Origin of the sequence: Hyphomicrobium sp. CS1BSMeth3, assembly GCF_900117415.1 — a bacterium.
Lineage (GTDB): Bacteria > Pseudomonadota > Alphaproteobacteria > Rhizobiales > Hyphomicrobiaceae.
Window position 1 is genome coordinate 748,857 of record NZ_FPEI01000005.1, and the last position, 15,994, is coordinate 764,850.

17 protein-coding genes are annotated in these 15,994 nt (G+C 64.3%); 8 read left to right on the top strand and 9 right to left on the bottom strand.

Going from position 1 to position 15,994, the window contains the following annotated elements:
- Nucleotides 1–23: 23 nt before the first annotated feature.
- The 4 genes from CS1BSM3_RS12635 to CS1BSM3_RS12650 all read right to left on the bottom strand — a co-directional run bounded on the left by CS1BSM3_RS12635 (nt 24) and on the right by CS1BSM3_RS12650 (nt 5,347).
- On the bottom strand, nt 24–1,550 hold the full coding sequence (locus CS1BSM3_RS12635) for a Do family serine endopeptidase (protein WP_083528546.1): 1,527 nt from the start codon (nt 1,548–1,550) through the stop codon (nt 24–26).
- A 35-nt stretch (nt 1,551–1,585) separates the two neighbouring features.
- Complete coding sequence (locus CS1BSM3_RS12640) at nt 1,586–2,149, bottom strand: HdeD family acid-resistance protein (RefSeq protein WP_072387429.1); 564 nt, start codon at nt 2,147–2,149, stop codon at nt 1,586–1,588.
- Between the two features lie 283 nt (nt 2,150–2,432).
- Nucleotides 2,433–3,827 carry a sigma-54-dependent transcriptional regulator gene (locus CS1BSM3_RS12645; protein WP_072387430.1) on the bottom strand — a complete coding sequence of 465 codons (1,395 nt, stop codon included), beginning with the start codon at nt 3,825–3,827 and terminating at the stop codon, nt 2,433–2,435.
- Nucleotides 3,827–5,347 (bottom strand): ATP-binding protein, encoded by a 1,521-nt coding sequence (locus CS1BSM3_RS12650; RefSeq protein WP_083528547.1) that lies wholly within the window; start codon nt 5,345–5,347, stop codon nt 3,827–3,829. The genes CS1BSM3_RS12645 and CS1BSM3_RS12650 overlap by 1 nt, the downstream gene beginning before the upstream one ends.
- A gap of 250 nt (nt 5,348–5,597) precedes the next feature.
- Here CS1BSM3_RS12650 and CS1BSM3_RS12655 point away from each other — a divergent pair, with 250 nt between their 5' ends.
- From CS1BSM3_RS12655 to CS1BSM3_RS28265, 5 genes are all read left to right on the top strand, one after another.
- Nucleotides 5,598–6,065 (top strand): DUF7282 domain-containing protein, encoded by a 468-nt coding sequence (locus CS1BSM3_RS12655; RefSeq protein ID WP_143149191.1) that lies wholly within the window; start codon nt 5,598–5,600, stop codon nt 6,063–6,065.
- A 71-nt stretch (nt 6,066–6,136) separates the two neighbouring features.
- Nucleotides 6,137–7,462: an MFS transporter gene (locus CS1BSM3_RS12660; RefSeq protein ID WP_072387432.1), complete on the top strand. Its 1,326-nt coding sequence runs from the start codon at nt 6,137–6,139 to the stop codon at nt 7,460–7,462.
- Nucleotides 7,455–8,642, top strand: coding sequence for an HlyD family secretion protein (locus tag CS1BSM3_RS12665; protein WP_072387433.1), 1,188 nt, complete (start codon nt 7,455–7,457; stop codon nt 8,640–8,642). Before CS1BSM3_RS12660 ends, CS1BSM3_RS12665 begins: the two co-directional genes overlap by 8 nt.
- Nucleotides 8,639–10,246: a DHA2 family efflux MFS transporter permease subunit gene (locus CS1BSM3_RS12670; protein WP_072387434.1), complete on the top strand. Its 1,608-nt coding sequence runs from the start codon at nt 8,639–8,641 to the stop codon at nt 10,244–10,246. The genes CS1BSM3_RS12665 and CS1BSM3_RS12670 overlap by 4 nt, the downstream gene beginning before the upstream one ends.
- A gap of 200 nt (nt 10,247–10,446) precedes the next feature.
- Nucleotides 10,447–10,908: a hypothetical protein gene (locus tag CS1BSM3_RS28265; RefSeq protein WP_174263660.1), complete on the top strand. Its 462-nt coding sequence runs from the start codon at nt 10,447–10,449 to the stop codon at nt 10,906–10,908.
- A gap of 106 nt (nt 10,909–11,014) precedes the next feature.
- On the opposite strand, the gene CS1BSM3_RS12680 is transcribed toward CS1BSM3_RS28265, so the two are convergent.
- Nucleotides 11,015–11,350: a c-type cytochrome gene (locus CS1BSM3_RS12680; RefSeq protein WP_072387436.1), complete on the bottom strand. Its 336-nt coding sequence runs from the start codon at nt 11,348–11,350 to the stop codon at nt 11,015–11,017.
- A gap of 140 nt (nt 11,351–11,490) precedes the next feature.
- On the bottom strand, nt 11,491–11,829 hold the full coding sequence (locus CS1BSM3_RS12685) for a hypothetical protein (protein WP_072387437.1): 339 nt from the start codon (nt 11,827–11,829) through the stop codon (nt 11,491–11,493).
- 632 nt (nt 11,830–12,461) lie between these two features.
- On the opposite strand from CS1BSM3_RS12685, the gene CS1BSM3_RS28270 reads away from it, so the two are divergent.
- Nucleotides 12,462–12,620 (top strand): hypothetical protein, encoded by a 159-nt coding sequence (locus CS1BSM3_RS28270; protein WP_174263681.1) that lies wholly within the window; start codon nt 12,462–12,464, stop codon nt 12,618–12,620.
- Between the two features lie 134 nt (nt 12,621–12,754).
- A complete protein-coding gene (locus tag CS1BSM3_RS12690; RefSeq protein WP_143149193.1) occupies nt 12,755–13,054 on the top strand; it encodes a hypothetical protein in 300 nt (99 codons plus the stop codon).
- Between the two features lie 82 nt (nt 13,055–13,136).
- Here the strand turns inward: CS1BSM3_RS12690 and CS1BSM3_RS12695 are convergent, their stop codons facing one another.
- Both CS1BSM3_RS12695 and CS1BSM3_RS12700 read right to left on the bottom strand, forming a co-directional pair.
- Complete coding sequence (locus CS1BSM3_RS12695) at nt 13,137–13,415, bottom strand: hypothetical protein (protein WP_072387439.1); 279 nt, start codon at nt 13,413–13,415, stop codon at nt 13,137–13,139.
- A 133-nt stretch (nt 13,416–13,548) separates the two neighbouring features.
- A complete protein-coding gene (locus CS1BSM3_RS12700; protein ID WP_072387440.1) occupies nt 13,549–14,811 on the bottom strand; it encodes a flavin-dependent oxidoreductase in 1,263 nt (420 codons plus the stop codon).
- A gap of 155 nt (nt 14,812–14,966) precedes the next feature.
- On the opposite strand from CS1BSM3_RS12700, the gene CS1BSM3_RS12705 reads away from it, so the two are divergent.
- Nucleotides 14,967–15,713 (top strand): maleate cis-trans isomerase family protein, encoded by a 747-nt coding sequence (locus CS1BSM3_RS12705; protein ID WP_072387441.1) that lies wholly within the window; start codon nt 14,967–14,969, stop codon nt 15,711–15,713.
- Between the two features lie 34 nt (nt 15,714–15,747).
- Here the strand turns inward: CS1BSM3_RS12705 and CS1BSM3_RS12710 are convergent, their stop codons facing one another.
- Complete coding sequence (locus CS1BSM3_RS12710; protein ID WP_072387442.1) at nt 15,748–15,957, bottom strand: hypothetical protein; 210 nt, start codon at nt 15,955–15,957, stop codon at nt 15,748–15,750.
- Nucleotides 15,958–15,994 lie beyond the last annotated feature (37 nt).

Below are 15,994 nucleotides of genomic sequence, written 5' to 3' on the forward strand. Positions count from 1 at the left end.
TCGCGTGGACTTTGAACGTCCTCTCAACCTCGTCCGATCGGCACGGCCACGAAATGCGTTTCCGTGGCCGTCTTGATGCGCAGCAGGACTGCGCGCTGACCGTTCTTCTGCGCGGCCTCGAGGTCGGTCGTCACATCTCGGGGCGTCGACACGCTCTTGCCGCCGACCTCGAGGATCACGTCGCCTGCCTGGATGCCCTTCTCAGCGGCGGTGCCCTGCGGATCGATGCTCACCACGACCACGCCCTCCGCGCCGGCGCCTTCCACTTCGCCCGCCGGTGCGAGCCATAGGCCGAGATTGGGCTGGCTCTGCCTCGACGGCTGAGCTGGAGGAGTTGGTTCGGTCGGCAGCGCGGCAACGGTCAGTCGGAGAGTCTGCTCCTTGCCGCTCTGCCAGATGCGGAGCGCGATCGACTTGCCCGGATCCTGCGCAGCGACCGTACGCGCCAGATCGCGCGCATCGGCGATGACTTTGCCGTCGATCGACAGGATCACGTCACCGGCCTTGAGACCGGACTTCGCCGCCGGCCCGCCCGGCTGAACCTGATCGACGAGGGCGCCCGTGGCCTGCTTAAGGTTCACGCTGTCGGCAACATCCTGCGTAACATTCTGGACCGCGACGCCCATCCAGCCGCGGGTGACTGCGCCCTTGGCTTCGAGCTGCGCCGCAACGGCCTTGGCCGTATCGGCGGGAATGTCGAACGCGATGCCGACCGAACCGCCGGACGGCGAGAAGATCGCGGTGTTAACGCCGACCACCTGGCCCCGGAGGTTGAAGGTCGGTCCGCCGGAGTTGCCCTTGTTCACCGGAGCGTCGATCTGCAGGAAGTCATCATAGGGTCCCGAGCCGATATCGCGGCCTTGAGCCGAGACGATGCCCGCAGTGACCGTGCCGCCGAGACCGAAGGGATTGCCGACGGCCAGCACCCAATCGCCGATACGCGGCACCGTCTCCGCGAATGTCACAGACGGGAATCCGGCTTTGCCATCGACCTTGAGCACGGCAAGGTCGGTTTTTGCATCCGTCCCGATCACCCGCGCGGGATAGGACTGTCCATCGATGGTCTTCACGTTCACGCTCTTGGCGTGATCGACGACGTGATAGTTGGTCAGGATGTAGCCATCCGGCGAAATGAAGAAGCCGGAACCCTGCGCCTGTATGATCCGCGGCGGCGCCTTGAGGCCCGGCTGGCCGAACTGACGGAAGAAGAATTCGAAGGGCGAGCCCGGCGGAATGACATTCTCGCCTTGCCCTTGCTCACCAAGCACCGACGCATCGCCCATCTGCTCGGCACTGACGTAGACCGACACGACGGTCGGCTTCACGTGCTCGGCGAGATCGGCGAAGCTCGGCATCTGCGCGAGCTGCCCCGGCGCAGCAACGGCAGCCGGGCTCGTCGTCGACTCGGTATTGGAGTTCTGCTCGGCTGCCCGGACGGCCCCAGCAACGATGGCGACGGCTGCGATGACGGCAACACTCGCGACCGGCCAGCCGCGTCCGATCGCGGGCCCTGGTTCCGGCCCTTTCGTCTGGCCTACGTGTTCGCTCATGATGTCTCTCCTTGGATGGTGAAGTTTCTTGACCCTCAGTGTTGCGCGGGGTGGGCGCCCAAGGCCGCGAGGATCAGCATGAGCCCCGCGACGGTGAGATTGATGCCCATGTAGAGGCCGAGCGCCCACGCAGCCGTGGTCGGCCACCCGGCGATGATGAGCGCGGCAAGCAGAAAGTCGGCGGCAGCGCCGAGTGCGATCCAGAACCAGTGATCAGTGGCGCCGCGGAGCGCGCCTGCTACGGCCAGGCTGGCGATGCCATGGGCGCAGAGGTAGATCACGAGGGCCAATGTCAGCGTGAGGACGCCATCGTACGGCGAGAGCACGAGAAGGGCGCCGAGCACGCTCGTGATCGCGGCCAGCAGAATTGAGCCCCAGTAGCCCGGCGCACCTTGCGCGCTGAAGATCGAGGCAAAACGGAAAAGCCCCGTGATCAGAAGAAGCCAGCCCAGGAGCAGATCGACGGCGAGAGCGGCAACCTTCGGCAGTATCACCGCGGCCATGCCGAGGACGACGAGCCCGCTCCCCTCGAGGATGACGAGCCGCCAGAAGTCCTGGAGCTGAGCTCCAGCTCGGCCGTTCGTTGCGCGCTCTCTCATCACGACGCGCTCCGAAATGTTCCGGAGGCGTCGCCACGTCTCAGCGGTGAATTCGGCTCCCTGTCACGATTGATCTCGTTGCTCTCAAGCATGGATGATGATCTCCGTCACTCGCCTGTCCACCCCAGTCAGCAGTGAGGCAAGCGGCGCCGAGCATCAGCCGTGCCATCCTTTCAGCGCGTTGATTCGACTAGGTTCTTCGTGGCGGCGTGCACGCGCGTGGTGGCCTCGCACCACCGCGCAGCCGGGACCGGTGGAAAGGCACCAGCGTAACGATCGTCGATCAGCTCTTCATCAGACCGTATTTCTGTATGCGGTAGCGCAGCGTCTCGCGGGTCGTGCCGAGCGCCCGCGCCGTGGCCATGACGTTGTAGCCGTGGCGCTCCAGCGCCGTCTGGATGATGTGCCGATCCATGTCGTCGAGCGCCATCGAGCCGTCGAGCGGCAGATGGATCCAGTCGCTGCCTTCCTGAACCACTCCGTGCTGCGAGGCCTGCGTCTCGTGCACCGGGGCAAGTTGCAGCCATTCTGCTGGCAGCTCCTCGTCATTGGAGAGGAGGATGCACCGCTCGATCACGTTGCGGAGCTGGCGAACATTGCCCGGCCAGTCGTGGGCTTGGAGCCGCGCCATGACTTCCGGGGGCACATGCCTCACGCGCTTGTTCGCCTTGGTGTTGAACTCGGCGACGAGCGCCATCACCAGCTCCTCGATGTCCTCCTTTCGCTGGCGAAGCGCCGGCAAAGTCAGCTCGAAAACACTGAGGCGATGATAGAGGTCCGCGCGGAACTGACCGTCGCCGACTGCGCTGACGAGATCCCTGTTGGTCGCGGCAATGACCTGGATATCGACCGTGATCTCGCGCTCCCCGCCGAGCCGACGCAGCTTCCGGCTTTCGATGGCCGTGAGCAGCTTGGCCTGCAGGGCTGGATCCATCTCGCTGATCTCGTCGAGGAAGAGGGAGCCGCCATCGGCCTGCTCCATCAGGCCGCGGTGGGGACCTTTGGCGCCGGTGAAGGCACCCTGCTCATGTCCGAACAGCTCCGATTCCAGGAGATCCTTCGGAAGGGCGACGCAGTTCACCTCGACAAAAGGTCCATCGGCGCGCACGCCCGAATAATGCAGGATGCGCGCGATGAGGCCTTTTCCCGTGCCAGTCTCCCCCGCGATCATGATGCTGGAAAGCGGCAGATCCTGAAGCCGCGCGACCAGCTCGCGCACGCGCCGCGCCGCAGGGCTCGAGCCAATGAACGCCTCAGGCGAATAGCGCAGACGCTCCGCGGATGCCTGGTCCTTGAGACGCCGCTGCGCGCGGGCACTGCGCACCGCGCCGGCAATGACGAGGTCGAGCGTCTTGAACTCGGTCGGCTTTTGGAGAAAGTCGAATGCCCCGAGCTTCTGCGCGCGCTCCGCATCCGTCGGCTCGCCGTAGCCCGTAAGAAATACCCACTCGCCTGTCTCGCCGAGAGCACGCGCCTTCTCGAGCAGGTCGAGCCCGTTGCCATCGGGAAGGTTCATGTCGGAGAGCACGACCAGCGGCGTGATGCGCGTGCGAAGCAGAAGGTGCTCCGCTTCCCTCAGCGTGGGCGCGAGCACAACATGCCAGCCAGCCCGCTGATAGTGGCGCTTCAGCTCACCGCCGAAAAGGGCCTCGTCCTCGATGATGAGCAGCGTATCCATCACGCCGCCTCGCTGCTGACGAGGCTCAGCGTCACGACAGCCCCGCGGGGCTCACGATTGGAAAGCTCGAGCTTGCCGCCCATTGCCTGCACCATGCGCTGCACTGTCGAAAGCCCGAGACCCGATCCGCCCGCGCGCTGCGTGAGGAACGGACGTACGCCGCCTTCGATGAGGTCCTTGGAAAACCCAGGCCCATCATCAACAACGGACAGGCGCAGCATCTGGTTCTCGCGACAGGCCGTCACACTGATGGTGCCCGGGCTCTCGCCAATGGCCTGGCTCGCATTGAGCACGAGATTGAGAAGCATCTGGCGGACCCCGTCCCTCTGCAGTCGGCAAACGACGCCCGCCGGCGTGCTGTTGTCGAGCGCGATCCGGTCCGGAACCTGGTAGCGCGCCAGCGCGAGAAGGTCCGAGACGAGCGCGCGAACATCGACTTCCGTCGGCGCCTCCGGCTGGCGGCGGGCCCTCACCAGCAGGTGGTCGAGAAGCCGCGCCATGCGGTCGACCTCCGCCGCGATGAGCTGCAGGCGCTCGCGCTGATCGTCGTCGACACTGTCCTGCGTGAGATTGGCGAGCGCTATCTTGATGCCGGCGAGAGGATTGCGCAGCTCGTGCGCCACGCGCGCGGACATCTCGCCGACGGCCGATAGACGATCCGCCTCGGCAATTTCGACGCGTTGCCTGACGAGGGTCTCGGCTGCTGCCTGCACCTGGGCCTGGAGCTGATCCTGGTAGCGCTTGTTCGTTTGCAGAGCTTTGGTAAGGCGATCCACCAAACGATTGTAGCCCTCCATGATGGGGCGGACCGTCACGGCCACGTCGCCGGCCGGGGCCGGCCGATATTGTGCCTCGCCGATCAGATTCAGCAGCCGGCTCAAATCCCGCAGCGGTCGCGTGATGTGATCCCGCAGGATGATCATCACGAGGAGCGCCGTGCAGGGCAGGACGAGAAGCGCGACGGCGGCCAGCATCAGCTCCGCCCGGGCGCCGTGCCGAATGCCGCTGAGCTCGCTGCGCCCTGCGGTTTTCTCGTGGTCCAGAACCTGACTGATGCGCGCGCGGGCATCCTCGGCGTTCTCCGCTGCAGCACGCGGGCTGTTGAGCGACTTGATGGCTTCGCGGAGGCGCTCCGCGCTGGTCGGGTCCGAGAAAACGTGCGCGCCGATGAGCTGCGTGAGCTGGACCTTCAGGAGGTCCATATCCGAGGAGCTCGGGTCGCTTCCTTTCACGGCGTGAAGAGCGAGGATGTTGTCGATCCGGCGCTCGATCTGCTGCAGGCGCTCCTGCTGCTCGAGGTGCACGTAGAATGGCTCGAGGCGCTGCAGTCCGCGCCAGGACACCGTGACGAGTAGTCCAAGCGCCACGAGCAGGGCCAACCCGCCGACCACAGCAAGAAGCTGGATGGGGCCCGAAAGCACGTCGTCGAGCACGGAACGCTGCGACGCGGCCGGTCGCGACGCGGCCTCGCGGGGCTCCGCAGCGGCCACATGGGCGATCGGGACGATGTCATCCGACATGTCGGTCTCCAGGAGGTTGTCCTCGACCACCCGCCGGCCCAACGGTGGTTGAAGGCCACCAACGCACCCTAGTCAAATATAAGAAATCTGCTGCAAATCAGCCTCTTAGATCGTCTGGCACAGGTGCTGCTGAAAGACCGACGAGAGACCTAGCAAACCGCAAGCGGCCGGGACTTCAGCGTGCGCGGACCGACCGCTCCGTCTCTCGATGAGGTGGTTGCAAACCATCGCCAACACAAGGACCCGGACCATGCCCACACGCGCGAAATCCATTATGTCGCTGATGATCGCTACCGTAGCGGGGGCCACATACGCCGGCTCGGCTCTGGCACAGACGCAGACGCCGGCACCAGCTCCGGCGCCGGCGCCGGCTCAGGCACAATCGCCCTCGATCGACGTATCGAACCAAAAGCTCACCAACAATACGGTCACGGTCAACGACGTTAACCTTCCGACGCGCGGCTATATCGCCATCCACACGACCAACGCCAACGGCGAGATGACGAACCGTATCATCGGCTATGCACCACTCCGAGCGGGAGACCACAAGAGCGTCAAGGTCCACCTGACCGGGAATCACAAGGCAGGCGAGACCCTCTGGGTGGCCGTGCATCAGCGGCGGCCCCGCCCCCTGATGGGTGCGCGCGGGAAAGGCCGCATCGGCGATCCATTCATGCAGATGGGTGTGCCGGTCGATAAGTCCTTCCAAACTCTCTAGCCCTGGAATGCAGCATCGGGGCCGGCCATGGCCGATCCGGCCGGAGCCGGCCCGCTCCGAGGAATAGTGTCATGGCCGCCATAGACGCTTCAGACTTAAACCTCACCGAACAACAGCATCGCGTGCAGCTGAGGCGTGCCGTGATCGCGAGTACGATCGGAACGACCATCGAGTGGTACGACTTCTTCCTGTACAGCACCGTCACCGGCCTCGTATTTGCGAAGTTGTTCTTCCCGCACTCCGATCCCCTCGTCGGAACGCTCGAGGCCTTCACCATCTATGCCGTCGGCTTTGCGGCAAGGCCCGTAGGCGCGGCCATCTTCGGCCACTACGGCGACCGCATCGGCCGCAAGGCGACGCTCATCGCGACCCTGATGCTCATGGGACTTGCCACCTTTGCCGTGGCGCTCGTGCCGACCTATGAGACGGCCGGCATCTGGGGTGCCGTCATTCTGACCGTGCTGCGCTTCCTGCAAGGCATCGGCGTCGGCGGTGAATGGGGCGGCTCTGTGCTCATGTCCATGGAGTGGGCGCGCACCAACGACAGTCGCGGCTTCATCACTTCATGGCCGCAGTTCGGCGTGCCCTGCGGGCTGTTCCTCGCCAACCTGGCCGTGCTCGCCTTCAGCCAGATGTCCGGCGATCAGTTCCTCGCGTGGGGCTGGCGTATTCCCTTTGCGCTCAGCATCGCGCTGGTCGGCGTCGGGCTCTACATCCGCCTCGGCGTCCTCGAGACGCCGACGTTCCGGCGCCTCATCGAGGAGCGAAAGATCGAGCGCACGCCCATCATCGAGGTCATCAAGCGCCAGCCTAAGGAAATCCTGCTGAGTGCGCTCCTGCGTATGGCGGAGCAGGCGCCGTTCTACATCTTCACGGCCTTCATCTTCGCCTACGGCACCGCGGCGCTCAACGTCTCGCGCGACTTCCTGCTCGTTGCCGTGCTGACGGCGGCGGTCCTGTCGTTCTTCTCCATCCCCTACTTCGGCCACCTGTCCGACCGCATCGGGCGCACGAACATGTACATGATCGGCGCCATCGTCACCGGTATCTTCGGCTTCATCTACTTCTGGCTGCTCGACACCGGCTCACCGACGCTCATCTTCCTCGCGATCGTGCTGTCGCTCGTGCCGCACGACATGATGTACGGGCCGCAGGCTGCCTTGATCGCAGAGGCTTTCACCGGTCGCCTGCGCTACAGCGGCGCATCGCTCGGCTATCAGCTCGCTTCGGTGATCGCCGGAGGCCCTGCACCACTCATCGCAACCTGGCTGTACAGCCGCCACCACTCGGGCATGGCGATCGCCGTCTACATCCTGTTCTGCGCCATTCTGAGCGTCGCAGCCACGGCGATGATGCACGACTACACCGGCAAGGACATTGGAAGTGAGTATGCCTGATGGGATCCCTGCTGGTTCGAGCCTCGCCTCGAAATTCGATGCGAGTGAGCCGGCAGGGGTGACCACCGAGCAGATCGAGGCATTCACAAAGCCTGCCGGCGCCCCTCCGGCTTCATCGACCGAACCCGGCAGTGCGTCGCCCGCACGGTCAGCAAAGAGCTGGCTGCGTTCCCATCCCATAACCTCCGCGGCCCTTGCGATCCTTCTCTGCGTGAGCGCCATCGCCGGCACGCTGTGGTGGCTCAACGCCCGTCACTTCGAAACGACCGACGACGCCTTCATCGACGCACGCCAGTTCTCGATCAGTGCCAAGGTATCCGGCTACATCGAGAGCGTCGCGGTGACCGACAACGAGCGGGTTGCCGCCGGCGCTCTCCTTCTCCAGATCGATAAGCGCGACTACGCCGTCGCTGTCGCGCAGGCCGAGGCGCAGGTCGCTCAAGCCGAAGCCAGCGTCACCAACAACAGCGCCCTGATCGCGGTGCAGAAGGCCCAGGTCGCCCAATTCAAGGATCAGCTCGCTTCGGCGGGGGCATCGCTCAGATACGCCCAGCAGCAGAACGATCGCTATCAGGCGCTCCTCCGCACGGGCACGGCGACCGTCCAAAGCGCGCAGCAGTTCCAATCGCAGTTCGAGCAGGCCGTCGCCGCCGAACGCAACGCCGCAGATGCCGTCGACGCTGCCGGCAAGCAGGTCGTCGCGCTCGAGGCACAAGAGACGAGCGCACGCGCCAACCTGCGCGCAGCTCAAACGCAGCTCGACCAGGCCAAGCTCAATCTTTCCTACACGACGGTCACGGCAGGCCAGGGAGGGCATGTGGCCCATCTTTCCGCGGCGAAGGGCGCCTATGTGCAGGCCGGCCAGAGCCTGATGATGTTCGTTCCTGACGATGTGTGGGTCACAGCCAACTTCAAGGAGACCCAGATCGCCGACATGCGTCCGGGCCAACCTGTCGACATCGATGTGGATGCCTATCCCGGACGCGCGTTCCGAGGTCATGTCGACAGCATTCAGTCGGGGTCCGGAACGGCTTTCAGCCTGCTGCCGCCCGAGAACGCAACCGGCAACTACGTCAAAGTCGTGCAGCGCGTGCCGGTCAAGATCGTGTTCGACCATATCCCGCAAGACGTGGTGCTCGGCCCCGGGATGTCGGTCGTCCCGAGCGTCAAGGTGCGATGAGCGCCGTTGCGACAGAGAGGACGGACGCGGCGGGCATCGGTCTCGACGGCACCCGGACTCCCTGGCTCATTGCCTTCGTGGTGTCGATCGCGACGTTCATGGAAGTGCTCGATATCTCGATCGCGAACGTCGCGCTCCGCCACATCGCGGGTAGCGTGGCCGCATCCTACGACGAGAGCACCTGGATCCTGACGAGCTATCTGGTCGCGAACGCCATCGTGCTGCCGATCAGCGGGTGGCTGGCGACTGTGATCGGCCGCAAGCGCTTCTACATGCTATGCGTGGCAACCTTCACGGCGAGCTCGCTGCTCTGCGGCCTCGCCTGGAGCCTGCATTCACTGATCTTCTTCCGCATTCTGCAAGGCATTGGCGGCGGCGGCATGGCCCCGTCCGAGCAGGCCATCCTCGCCGACGTCTTCCCGCCCGACAAACGCGGCCAGGCCTTTGCCTTCTACGGCGTGGCGGTCGTCGTCGCCCCCACCATCGGCCCGACGCTCGGCGGATGGATCACCGACACGGCGAGCTGGCATTGGATCTTCTTCATCAATGTTCCCATGGGCCTCATCTCGCTGCTGCTGGTCGGCGCACTTGTGCGCGAGCCGGCCGCCAGCGAAAACGAGCGCCAGCAGCTATTGGCGAAGGGCCTCAGGATCGATTTCCTCGGCTTCGTGCTGGTCGCGCTCGGCCTCGGTTGTCTCGAGGTCGTGCTCGATGAAGGTCAACGCAGCGACTGGTTCTCATCGCCTTTCATAGTCACCTTCGCCGTAGTGTCGGCCATATCGCTCATTGCGCTCGTGCCGTGGGAGCTCACGCGTGCAGACCCTATCGTCGATCTGCGATTGCTCGGGCGGCGACAGTTCGGCACGTGCTTCCTGGTGATGCTGCTCATCGGCGCGATCCTCATCAGCACGACCCAGCTCATACCGCAGCTCTTGCAGACGGAGTTCGGCTATACCGCCACGCTCGCCGGCATGGCGCTCTCCCCCGGCGGCGCCGTGCTCATGCTGCTGATGCCCATCGCGGGGCGCCTCACCGACAGTGTCCAACCGAAGTATCTGATTGCGACCGGCAGCGCGATCGTCGCGCTATCGATGTGGCACATGACCGGGTTCGACGGGAACATGACGTTCGCTTACGCGGCATGGGCACGTGTTTTCACGGCTGCGGGCCTGCCCTTCCTGTTCATTCCGCTCACGACCGCCTCCTATGGAGGGCTGCCCAAGGAGTCGACCAATCAAGCCGCCGGCCTTTTCAATGTTGCCCGCAATCTCGGCGGCAGCATCGGGGTGGCTCTAACGCAGACACTTCAGCAGCAGCGCGAACAGTTCCACCACAGCCGGCTCGTCGAGCACCTCGTTCCGTCAGGTATCCAGTACCAGGAGACGCTCAAGCAGATCACGGAACACTTTACGCGCTTGGGTTCGAGCAGTGCCGATGCGGCATCGCAAGCGATCAACTGGATCGGCGCCACGATCGAGCAGCAGGCGGTTTTTCAGTCCTACATCGATGTCTTCTGGGTGCTGGCGATCGTCTCGGCGTTCGCCATACCGGCAGCGTTCGTCTTGCGTCCGGTCGAGCTCGGCAAGGGACCCGGCGTTCATTGACACATGCGACAAGCCGGCGAACACCATCAATGATGCGTGAAACTACTGACGCGGGCATGGAAGTTGCAACGCGAAGCCACCATAGATTCAGTAGAGGAGCAGGCTTCGCGCAAAGTCCGTTGGCCTGCAGTGCTCATCAGAGCCTCCTGCACGATCACACGCATCGACCGCGACCTGTCTCCGCAGAAAGGAGAGTTCAAATGCTGCGTCGCTTGTCGATACTGTGTGCCGCATCTCTCATGTGTGCCGGCGCATCTGCTGCTTATGCCTTCTCCCCCGTTCAGCAGTTGTCCCCCGGCGCCGACGCGTATCTGACGTATGTGCGCGGCGGCGGCGGTGGTGGCGGCGGCGGAGGCCATGGTGGTGGCGGTGGATTTGGTGGTGGATTTGGTGGTGGCGGAGGCCATATGGGTGGCCCGAGCTTCGGCGGTGGTCATATGGGCGGCCCGAGCTTCGGCGGCGGCCATATGGGCGGCCGTGGCTTCAATGGCCCCAGAGGTAGCCACTCCTTTGTCAGCCACCGTCCGGGTCCCGGTGGCGGTGACCATGGGCGCAGGAACGGCCGCTTCATTGGCGGCGTGTGGATCTGGTACGCCGATCCCGGCTGGCCTGGCTGCTGGTACAGCGACTACTACGGTGGCTGGACCTGCGACTACTACTGACCCCACCGGCTGATCGTGCTCGCGGGGCAGGCGGCGAACTTCAGGCTGCCTGCCGACGCGGGATGCGCGCTGCTCGTGTCATTCGAGCTCGGCCATCACACCGGGATCAATTCCGCAGTGAGATGATGTACTCCGCGAGTTGGCGAAGCTCGCGATCCCCCAATGCGGGGCTCTCCATCGGACGATGCGGCAGTGCCAGCAACGCCTGCACCCTTTCTCGCGTCTGATGCGGGCGGTTCGCGATCTCGCTGAAGCTCGGCACGAGCGCGCCTTCGACCGTCACGCCCTTGGCGCTCCCGAGACCATGACAGCCCGCGCAGTCGCGAGTGGCGATCTGCTCACCGATCGCGCGTTCGCCGTCTTGGGCGAGAGCCGGCAGCGCTCCCGAGGCAGCAATCAGGAATGCAACCACGGCCCGTCCGGCCTTCGCAAAGCACTGCATCCAGCCAATCCCTTTCCAGCAGCGCATTCACGGCCCCGTGGTTCGCATGCTCGACGCACGCTGCCCGAGGCCAACAGCGAGCAGGGTCCTATCCGGTTCTCCCGATCGGACCCTGCTGCGACACTATCCAGTGCGGTTGATCAATTCATCTTGACCATGGGGGGCACCTTCGCGCCCGTCTTCTGCAGGTCGTTGAAGAACTTCTCCGCATCGAACGCCGCCGGCAATCTCGCGCCCGTCTTCTGCAGCTCATCGAAGAACTGCTGCGGACTGAACGTACGCGAGCTCGCGCCCTGCTTCTGCAGATCGTCGAAGAACTTCTGCGCGTCGAACGCCGCCGGCAGCGAGGCGCCCGTCTTCTGGAGTTGATCGAAGAACTGCCTCGCATCGAAGCCTGACTGCTGTGCGCTCGCCATACTCGTAGCCGCTGCAAAGGCGATACCGGCTGCGAGAACGACTTTGCCAAGTGCTTTACGCATGTGACCACTCCTTGGGACCATTTACATGTCGACAGATAAGAGCTGAATTCCACTTTTCGTTTTGATGCGGGTCAATACGGAGATGCCCTTAATTTTCGCGGCATTCTCCGCTCAAGGGTGGCGGCATAATATTAAGAGTGGCCATGTTTCGAGCGAGCGCGCGCACACTGCAGTGTCGACGAGACAGAAATCAGGAGAACTACCGATTGCCTAATTCAAACTTTTAAGACGGCCGCTCTTTTCGAGGCGATCGACAGCCGCACATCACCGGCGCTTGGGGCCGAAGCCCTCAACAATGACAAGCGGCTAGCGCGTCATATGTCGCCGCGTGCTTCACGGTATCGTGCTCGATATATTCGCGATCACGGCGATCGACCGCACCGACCCTAATAAGCAAGCCGCTCCAATCGCAATGCAATTCCAAGGGCAATCCCGAAAACAATGCACTGAATGGCAGCCTTCTGCGTGTCGCCCCCTCCGAATTTTTAGTGCTGTTCCGCGGAATAATTCACGCGCCGCTGATGTCTATTTTGACGTCGTACTGACGAGGGCTTGATGGTCCGGCTTCATATGTACGGCGAGCGAGCGGTGGCATTGGGCTTATCGCATCGCTCAACGGACAGGAGGAAGCCATGACGATGCTGAAGCAGATGATGATCGCTATCGCCGTTCTGGTCGCCCTTTCGGCACCCAGCTCTGCCAAGACCCTCGCAGACGAGATCTGGGACCAGATCAATCAGACCATGCCGAATCGGCCGAGCGCCGATGAGTTTCGGGATGCGCTTCCCTAGGGAAGAGCGAGCGGCGGGTGGGTCCACGCACCTCTCGGTTCTTGGATCCGCCCGCCGCTAGAGCACGGCGACGAAGAGGCATACAGTTCACTCCAAAATAAGGGCGGCCTCAGATGATGATCATAGACGAGCACATGAGCATCGACGCCGATGCAGGCGGAGCCCCCGCTCGGGCGCTCCAGTCCAGCCTTCTTCACGAGATGGGGCGGCTCACCGCCGATCATGACTTCATCTCGGCGTCTCTTACCCTCAGCAGCTTGCGCCGATGGCTTTGGCGTAGAACTTTCGCGGTATCTGTCGACGCAGCCGACGTCTCTCTCGCAGGAGTCGGCACGCACGAAGCGGCAATAGCCAAGGTCGAGCAGTATCTGCACGGGTCACACGAGATGAGAAGCCCTGTCGATCCTCATTCGCATCTGCCGTTCGATTTGTAGGGAGGCGGAGGCGAGGCAGCGCGCGCTACACGGTTTCACATCCGTGCGGCGCGCATGCCTTTTCGATCGCCGATCCCGCACCTCAGGAGCAACTCTGCTCCATTCTCCAGCCCTTGATCTTGCAGACTTCGCGACCTCGCGCGTCGTAGCTGCACACGCGGACCGGAAAGCGCCGATATGAGCAGTAGGTGCCGGGCTGCAGAAAGCCTTCGTAACCCCGGAGGGGGCGATCGCTCTCGTAGGTCCACTGCTCGAAGCGCCGACCGCGCGCTTCGGCCTCATCCGAGGCGAGCAGGGTTACGCCACCGATCGCGACGGCCATGGCGGCGAGCAGCGCGCGCCTGATCACATTCTTCGACATCACAATATCCTCTCTCGTGCGAGTGTTCTGTGCCGCGCCAGCAAGCCTGGCTGACAAGGCGTACTCGCAAAGAGGGACTGGCCGCTGTAACGCACGGAACAGGTAGTTGGATGAGCGGATGTCGTGGCCGATTTCAGCCTGCGGCCACGATCGGCGGGCGGCTGTTGAGTGTCTCGCGATCGAAGCCGGCGAGCCGCTTGTAGCCCGCCGCCGCATTCTCCAGCTCCGTGAGCGACAGCACGTCCTCGATGCGAGCGTAGCCTTGGGGCGCGCGCTCCTCGACGAGCTGCATGACCTGCTCGGGGCCATTGGCGCGATTGGCGAGCACAATGCGCGCCGTGGCCGGATTGCGCTCGGCCGCATAGGCGGCAAGCGCCGCCGGGCCAAGCCCATGCACCCGAATTTCGCGCGTGAGCACGCGCACATCGAGAATGGCCTGCGACGCACCATTCGAGCCGATCGGATACATGGGGTGTGCGGCATCGCCGAGCAGCGTGACGCGACCGCTGCCCCAGCTCGGCAGCGGGTCGCGGTCGACCATCGGGTACTCGAAGCACGCGCGCGCCCCGCGAATAAGACCCGGCACATCGAGCCACCCGAACTGCCAGTTCTCGAAGTGCGGCAGGAACTCATCGAGGCGGCCGGCGCGGTTCCAGTCCTCGCGCCGCCATTCGTGATCGGGGTCGTAGCGCAGCTCCGCGATCCAATTGACGAGCGCACGCCCCTCGTCCAGCGCACGGCGCGAAATGGGATAGCACACGAACTTCTGCCGCTCGTGCCCGGCCATGATCATGGTGCGGCCATCGAGATAGGGCGTGCTTTCCGTCACGCCGCGCCAGAGGATCGCGCCATTCCACTTCGGCGGGCCTTCGTTCGGCACGAGCTGCGCTCGAAGCGTCGAGTGAATGCCGTCGCAGCCGACCAGCACCGCGCCTTCCGCCGCCTCGCGCGGCGCGCCGCTGCGCCGGTCGATGAACTCGGCCCTGATGCCCGTGGCGGTCTGCTCGAAGGAGGAGAAGTGATGTCCCGTTCGCACGGCATCGGGCCCGAGGCGATCGAGCACCGCACGATAGAGGATCATCTGCAGCTCGCCACGGTGGATCGAGAACTGCGGCCAGTTGTAGCCGGCAGCCTGCCCGCGCGGCTCCGACCAGATGGATTGCCCGCGCTTCGAGACATAAGAGAGCGTCGAGGTCGGGATGGCCGTTTCGGCGATCTCATCGGCGAGCCCGAGCTCGGTGAGCTCGCGGACGGCGTGCGGAAGCAGGTTGATGCCGACACCGAGCGGCTCGAGCTTGTCGACGCTCTCGTAGAGGCGCGCCGCGATTCCGACCTGATGCAGGCTGAGCGCCAGCGTCAGGCCGCCGATCCCCGCGCCGACTATGACGACCGCCACGGCAGTGCCTCCCTCGCAGATTTTCTTGCCGCATAGGCAGCACAGATTTCAGCCTAGCGGAAGAGCGTACACGCCGCCCGCTCCGGCCGAGGTGGACGGTCCGTCGGCCGCGCGGCAAGATACCGGCATCCACCGCGCAAGATTGGATGCGAACCATGCCTGATGCTCTCGGATGGCGTTGCAAGCTCGGGGTCATGGCCCCCTCGACCAACACGATCGTCCAGCCCGACTTCGACGACATGCGCCCCCTGGGCGTCACGAACCACTACAGTCGCATTTTCACGCCGAACGTGAAGGCGCTGAGCAACGACTCCTTCCGTGCCGGCATCGACACCATCGGCAGCAATGTCATGGACGCCATCCGCAGCGTGATGACGTGCGAGCCCGATTATCTCGTCATGGGGATTTCGGCCCTATCGTTCTTCGGCGGTGCGAAGGGCGCAGAGGCGTTCTCGAAGAGGATCGTCGAGGAGACCGGCCTCAAGGTCACGACAGGTAGCCAAGCGACCTCGGCCGCAATCGAAGCCATCGGCGGCATCAGGCGGATCGCGGTGCTGACGCCCTATTGGCCGGTCATGAATGCCGAGGTGAAGCGCTACTTCGAGGATGTCGGCCTGACCGTCGTCCGCGACACCGCGCTTCAGTGCAAATCGTGGACGGGCATCGCGGAGGTGAGCACAGCCGAGTGCCGCGAGGCTATCCGCGCGCTCGACGGCGACGACGTCGATGCGATCATCCAGGTCGGCACGAACCTCTCGATGGTCCGCTTGGCGGCCGCTGCGGAGCTCTGGCTCGGCAAGCCGGTGATCGCGATCAATACCGCCACCTACTGGCACGCGCTCCGTGCAAACGGCATTCGCGATCAGAAGGCTGGATTCGGCCGGCTGCTCGAAGCATTCTGACCGGCGCTTCGAGCAGCCGCTGCAATCTCGACCCCTACTGCTTCGGGGTCTCCGTCGGCGGCGCAGCTTCCGTGGCCGCGGGCGGAGCCGGCTGCGCACCAGGCGGCGCAACCGGCTGGACTGTCGGCGCCGTCGCGGCGGGCGGCGTTATCGGCGTTTGCTCCTCGGGGAGCGGCACCGCGTACCAGGCCAGAGCCAGGGCCAGCACGACAGCCGCGATCAAAAGCGCGGTTCTGTTCATCATGTGGATTCCTTCCCTGTCGTTAGAGCGGCGCACGACG